Genomic DNA, 6,451 nt, shown 5'->3' on the forward strand with positions numbered 1-6,451 from the left:
CATGCCGGTTTATGAAGCTCACCCCTGCGCCTTTCGCAAAAGCGTTGCCTGTTGGTACGTCTGCATCGGGGGGCTCTCTGGGTCCGGATTCCGTCACCTTTGACTGATCAGTTTCGGGGATACCCAAGCCAGGTGCGTACGGAGGCCCTGATGCTTTCCTTCACCTCGGCCATCCAATTTCGAACGATCTCAACGCGATCCATAATCCATTTGAGCCAGGCATAGGTTAGCAGCTTCTCACGACCCGCGTGGAACAGGCGCTCAACCAGGAGAAAGCTCATCAGATACGCCAATGCGATTATGACCAGCCCCGAGATCACGTGGCCCCTGGCGATCACGAGCAATGCATAGATCTTCAGGGGTTCGGCAATCGCCAGCGGAACGACAAAGAGAGCGAGAATAACGCCCCTTGGCAACGAACCGACATACTCGCCAAAGTGCTTTACAATGGAGAGCGAAGCAAACCACCTCACGAGCGGCCGATAAACGGGCCGGGCGATCTCGCTGATGATGACGAGCACGGCTATGATGAGCCGCAGGGGCAGTAATAGGAGCTGCCAGGCAGACTGGCGTTGGTGTTTCATGACCATATTCGAATGCCTGGAATCGCCATCAATCAGTTGACGTTATGCAGCCTGTTTGATCTTCGTCAAAATTCGCCACTTCATCAAAAATGCCTTTTAGGAAGGATAGATCAGGTCGATCTTCCTATAACAAGCTATTTGACACGCCACGGCGGGTTGATGCGTTTTTGCCCAGCAAAATACAACAGGACGCGATTGCCACCGGGATCAAACAGCTCGGCTTCCCGCCACAGCCAGCTTTTATCCTCCGGCGTGCTTGTGAATTGAAGCCCTTTCTTCCGCAGTCGGCTGACCGTTTCGTCCAAATCGTCACATTCAAAATACACCGTTGTCCCACCACCGTTGCTCTCGCCTTGATGCAACGAAAACGTGCTATCGCCGTCCGGACATAAGAAACGAGCATAGCGAGGACGGGCATCGACAACGGGCTTGAGGCCAAGAGTGCAATAAAAGTTCCAGCCTGCTTCGAGGTCAGGCATCGTTACCGTCACTTGATTCAAGCGCATGATCTGTGTCCTCCAGAGGCAGCCTCTTGCTGCCGTAATATATGGGGGAGGGCACCGCATCATGCAGCCACCGTGCGCAAGAAAATTTAAGGCGAGCGCGAGGATATTGTAATCGCGTACGGAGGTGTTCCTGTAACGATTACCAGGCACCCACGAGGGGGGTGCCGATGAGGGATACGGCGCTGGATTTGCCATCCTGATGCCGCACCGTGATCGATGCCTGCATCTTCCTGGGGGATTTCCGGAACCAGTTCGCGGCGAGGCTGGCCAGGTCGCCAATCATCGGATTCTTGCGCCAATCTGTAAAACGACGGCTCGTTGCATCCGGTTCGGAACGATAGAAGAAGTCGCCGGACTGGCTCAAATCGTTGATGGACGGGCGCATCGACGAGAGCGGTCGCTGAAACATCTTCGACGGAACCGCCAAACCCGGCATGCTCCAAGAGAATGCGGGGGCCATGAAATCGATCACCCAATCGTCAGCCTCGACCCAGCAATGGAAGTTCTCACCAGCGCCCGAGACGTAGCCATCGTCGCGTTGGTCTGCGAACAAGATGTACTTTCCGTCGAGGTTGTACGCCGCCAGCCCGCTTTTTGCCTTTGCTTTGATCTTGAAGTGATGTTCAAGGATGAAGGCCCCGAAGGTGCTGAAATACATCGAAGCCGTGGCGGGATTGGCGTTTTCGTTGATGAGCAGGCTGTTGATGACCCGATAAATCCGATTGTAGTCGCTTTGGGTGATCAACATCCTCGGTTCCCTTAATCCAGATGGCTGGAATTCCCGTAAGTGACGGTGGGGGCGATGTAAACTCCCTGTGCGATGGCTTGCCGCGACAGAATCAACCATGGGTGGCTCATTCACCTCAGGACGGGAAATCTTCGTAGCTCTATAAATCGTACTGCGCCCGTTCGGATGCCTAAGCCATTGATAATATAGGATACGACACGAAAACAGCGGTTCGATTCCCTTCACATCAACGGATCCGATATTGTTGACTGAGGTCGTGATCTTTAACAGTGGCGTTTGTTAATTGGTGCCGAGATTTCACCCATCTTTGTATTTCATCGCGACCCTAGAACGTGCAGCGGGCTCGTCGAGCGTGCGATGGGCACCGCAGTACCCCCCGATCATATGCTTCCGCGAAAGAAGTGCCGTTCGCCACCGCCTGTAGGAGAGCAATCACAGCATCTGAACCGCCGTGGCCTGATATCCAGCGGCTGACGCGGCATGCGGCTTTGGCATATAGGCCAGATGTTTGGGCGGACTCGACCCAGGCTTCACGTGTCGCGGGCATCGGACCGTCAGGTGACGCGAGGCAACGATCCTCAGCAGAAGCAGGCTTCAAATAGCGGCCGTCATCGGAGACGACGACCGCTAGCCCTTCATCGAACCATTGCGGCACCGCACGCCAGTAGGTCTTGGCGATGCCGATACGACGATGCAGCTCGATATGGGACAATTCATGGGCGGCAATAGTCACGGTGGCGCCGCGCGGTGACAAGAACAGAGCAACCTCCAGCAATGCCATCCCTCTGGAGCCGCCACCGCCCAGGCGGCTATAACAGTCGTCATCGCCGCAAACGAAGATATCTGGATTGCCGATCCCATCTCGGTAGAAATTGCGAACACGATCCCGCGCCAGGCCGATGGTCTCAACCGCCTCCTGCATCCGATCCGCTGGCATGCCTTGCTCTACAAAGACGTGGTCTCCGGCATTGCTAAATCCCATGCAATTTGGGCAGACCTCTGCGGCCAAGGCCGGATATGTCAAGGATATGCCGACCAATGGGATCATCCCGACGATCAGCACTATACCTGTCGCCATCATAAAGCGCATGCGCCGAAAAAATCGCCAACTTATCCCGAGCATGAGTCTCTCTTCTCTACTGCCCCAGGGGCCGGTCTGATCTTACCGGTCTCTTTCATGAACTCGCTCCAGGTCTTTCTCCCAACGAGATATCGCTGGATCGTCCGAGCGGTAGTAACAGTACAAAAGCCGCAATATGCGTGATGAGCAGCAGGGGCACATAAAGGATGACGATGCCGTAGGCGGATCCGAGCTCGCCTGGAGGCAAGCTCAACTGGAAACCGTGAGCATAGTCGACAGTGATATCAACGATGCCCACCACGTTGAAAGCAATCACCAACATCCAAAACAACGGACGGAAGCTCACTGCGGCCACGGCGAGCATGGCCAATATGCCGGTTGCGAAGTCGCCGTATGCGGCAAATGCGGCAAATCCTTCTGGTAGGTTTGGCCCGACAACGCCGGGAATCAGGAAAACCAGCCCGAAAAATCGAAAGCTGTGCAAAGCGGCAATGGTGCGATGCGCGTCGGCCCGATCTATCGATCTTAACCGTGGCCAGCCGTATATGGCCATAAGCAGCAGCCAGGGCACGTAACCAAGAATAAGGTGGAGCTGAAAGATGGTGGTAGCGGTCATGCGGCTTCTCCTTCGTCGCGGATATCGACAGCCTTGGCTTCGAATACGGCGCAGAGGATGCCAAGCCGGCCATCAAGCAGATTGCGGCCGAGATTGGCGGCAGCTTTTGCAAAGTCCGGCCCCATGAGGAGCCCGAGATTGAGCGCCGGCGGTGTGGCGGTTGCGCGGAGCTGGCTTGCCCATTCCCTGGCTGCCTCCGTATCGTCGCGCACGACCAATGCTCGGAATCCCGCCTGTTCAATCATCTTCTGTGTCAGCTGGCTCGACAGGAGAAAACTCATCGAGGACGTGTAGGCCCACGGCAGGGGATAATCGGGCTCGCCGTCGAGCATGACGACGTCATAGGTTGCAAACCTGCCACCGACCCTCAGCACACGCCGGATCTCGGCATAAAGCCGATCACGGGCTCCGATGTTCATAGCCACATGTTGCAGGAAAACTGCGTCAAATCGGGCATCGTCAAATGGCAGATCGAGGGCGCTTCCTACCTCGAAGTCGACCTGGTCCCGCTGGCCGGTACGCTGGGTCAGATAGCGGGCAGCCTGGATAAATGGTTCACTGAGGTCGATGCCTTTTACGGAGCAGCCATAGGTCGCCGCGAGGAAGCGCGCGGGTCCCCCCACACCAGCCCCAACATCAAGCACGGACATCCCAGCGTTAAGTCCGGCGAGAGCAGCAAGTTCGACTGTGGCGGCCATGCCTCGCGTATGAAATTGATCGAGGGTGGCAAGCTCACGGGCATGGAGGGTTTTTTCCTCCGACCCGAAGCTGGAGAGTGCGGCTTTCAAACGGTCGGTCAGGCCGGTGGCGCGATAGTGGGCGCGTACGTCTTCGAGTTCGTCGGTCATTGGAGTTTCCTTTTTAGAGAAAGGCTGCAAATTCCAGAGCACGCTTTCATTCGCGTCTAGAGTTGTTGTAGGAAATCGATCATTGCGGCACTGACGTCGGTGGCACGCTCCTGTTGGGTCCAGTGGCCGCAACCGGGCAGTATCAACGGGCGGCGCAGCTTCGGAACAAACTTGGCCTGAAGCGGAATAAATTCACGATTGGCGGCGGCGACGAAGTCGCGGTCCCCCGTGACATAGAGAGCCGGAACGGTTACTTCTGCGCCCAGCGTCATCTCTAAAAGCTCCCAACTTCGATCGATGTTGCGGTACCAGCTCAAGGGGCCACGGAAACCGCTGCGGGTGAATTCTTCGATGTAGACCTCCAACTCGGCAGACGTGATCCAACCGGGCAAAGGTGGGCTCTCCAGTAGAGCGGCACCGCTTCGTGAGATCATTCCAGGCCCAAGGTCCGCGCTCGTCGGGCTAGCGGCCTGCGACGCCTCACCAGACATCTGGTAGAAGAGGGAACGCAGCGTCTGCCGCCTATTCTGCTCCATTCCGATTTCGGCTTGAGGAGTAGCCAGATAGAGCTGGTAGTAAACCGCCTTGTCGTTCTGCGGCATGAGCGTCGTCGGCAAAACCGAGGTGCCGAACCCTCGAGGCCTGAAGGGGGCACTAAGGCCAATGACGGCACGGAACTTATCCGGCCGCATCAATGCCGCCTGCCACGCAATGGTCGCTCCGAAATCGTGACCGGCGATGACCGCCTGATCGACACCCAGGGTGTCGATCAGGCCCACCATATCGCCGATATAATCAAGGATGGTGTATTTCCCTCCGTCTGGCGGGCAGTCGCTGCGACCATAGCCGCGGAGATCCGGCGCAATCGCACGAAACCCCGCCTGGGCCAGCATCGTCAGCTGATGCCGCCACGAATACCAGCATTCCGGAAAGCCATGGAGGAGGATAACCAGGGGCCCCGAACCCTGCTCCACAACATGCACTCGTATGCCATTGGCATCGACTACGTGGTGCGTAAGTTCCGGCATCTGCGGATCCACCCAGGCTGTCGGCTCATCGTCATGCCTGACGAACCCTGCCGCTACGGCCAGAAGTGGTCTAGCAGCCGCGGTACTTGCGAACGCGCCTGACCCCAACAGCACCGCGCGTCTCGATAGGCGGGCTTCGTCGTTGTTGGATTTGGAGTCTCCAGCCTCTCGTCCATTCCGGTTTGCCATCCGTGTCACTCCGTTTCGCAAGGAAACAATATGACCCCTTTCCGAGAGCGACTATTCTCGATAATGTTCACGGGCTATGAAGCAGAACTTCACGGTCCGACAAGGCGCCCTGGATGGTGTCGAGGCATTCCTGAGCGTCGCCGAGCATCGGAATTTCCGTCGCGCTGCCGCTGAGCTGGGGGTGACTCCCTCCGCAGTCAGCCAAGCCATCCGGGCTCTCGAAAGCCGGATGGGAGCGCCGCTTTTCATCCGCACCACGCGCAGTGTCGGTCTCACCGAGGCAGGAGAGCGCTTCTTTTCGCGGGCTAAACCGGCCTTCGAAGAGCTCGTTGCGGCTAGTCGAGCAGCCTACGACCTGGGGCAGCGGCCATCGGGCCTGCTCAGATTAGCGGTGCCGCGCGCGGTCGTGCCGATCCTCTTGGAACCGCTCCTTGCCTCATTTTCGGAGGCCTATCCTGAGATCGAGGTCGAGATCGCCGTCAGCGAAGAATTGATCGATCTTGCCGCGCACGGGTTCGATGCCGGTATTCGCATGGGCCAGTTCATCGCCGCCGACATGGTGGCGGTGCGTATGACGCCGCCTTTCCCGATGGTGGTCGTTGGCAGTCCCTCTTATTTCTCAGGTCGCATCCAGCCGCACCGGCCGGAAGATTTGCGGGAACATGCCTGCATAAGATGGCGGCGGTCGAACGGCGCGCTCGCGCTTTGGGCCTTCACGACAAACAGTGGTGTCTTGGAGTTGGCGGTCACCGGCCCGCTGATAGCAAATGACTTTCCTACCCTGCTTAGGGCGGCGCTCGAGGGTATGGGCCTTGCGTGTCAGTACCGGAGCAATACTCCCCAATAGTGCC

At 57.6% G+C, this 6,451-nt stretch carries 8 protein-coding genes; 1 reads left to right on the forward strand and 7 read right to left on the reverse strand.

Translation table 11 applies throughout. From position 1 onward, the window contains the following. Positions 1-107: 107 nt before the first annotated feature. From AC13QE_RS26850 to AC13QE_RS26880, 7 genes are all read right to left on the reverse strand, one after another. Positions 108-584, reverse strand: a complete 477-nt coding sequence (locus AC13QE_RS26850) for a hypothetical protein (RefSeq protein WP_488486003.1) — start codon at positions 582-584, stop codon at positions 108-110. Between the two features lie 134 nt (positions 585-718). Further along, positions 719-1,090 (reverse strand): VOC family protein, encoded by a 372-nt coding sequence (locus AC13QE_RS26855; protein WP_488486004.1) that lies wholly within the window; start codon positions 1,088-1,090, stop codon positions 719-721. 139 nt (positions 1,091-1,229) lie between these two features. Further along, on the reverse strand, positions 1,230-1,838 hold the full coding sequence (locus tag AC13QE_RS26860) for a DUF2026 family protein (RefSeq protein ID WP_488486005.1): 609 nt from the start codon (positions 1,836-1,838) through the stop codon (positions 1,230-1,232). A gap of 325 nt (positions 1,839-2,163) precedes the next feature. Then, positions 2,164-2,961 (reverse strand): hypothetical protein, encoded by a 798-nt coding sequence (locus AC13QE_RS26865; protein ID WP_488486006.1) that lies wholly within the window; start codon positions 2,959-2,961, stop codon positions 2,164-2,166. A 52-nt stretch (positions 2,962-3,013) separates the two neighbouring features. Next, positions 3,014-3,535 (reverse strand): hypothetical protein, encoded by a 522-nt coding sequence (locus AC13QE_RS26870; RefSeq protein ID WP_488486007.1) that lies wholly within the window; start codon positions 3,533-3,535, stop codon positions 3,014-3,016. After that, positions 3,532-4,383 carry a class I SAM-dependent methyltransferase gene (locus AC13QE_RS26875; protein WP_488486008.1) on the reverse strand — a complete coding sequence of 284 codons (852 nt, stop codon included), beginning with the start codon at positions 4,381-4,383 and terminating at the stop codon, positions 3,532-3,534. Before AC13QE_RS26875 ends, AC13QE_RS26870 begins: the two co-directional genes overlap by 4 nt. A 56-nt stretch (positions 4,384-4,439) precedes the next feature. Further along, on the reverse strand, positions 4,440-5,411 hold the full coding sequence (locus AC13QE_RS26880) for an alpha/beta fold hydrolase (protein ID WP_488486009.1): 972 nt from the start codon (positions 5,409-5,411) through the stop codon (positions 4,440-4,442). A gap of 265 nt (positions 5,412-5,676) precedes the next feature. Between AC13QE_RS26880 and AC13QE_RS26885 the strand changes: the two genes are divergently transcribed. After that, positions 5,677-6,447, forward strand: a complete 771-nt coding sequence (locus tag AC13QE_RS26885; RefSeq protein WP_488486010.1) for a LysR family transcriptional regulator — start codon at positions 5,677-5,679, stop codon at positions 6,445-6,447. The last annotated feature ends 4 nt before the right edge of the window (positions 6,448-6,451 follow it).

The organism is Martinezella sp. CNPSo 3957 (assembly GCF_057784395.1).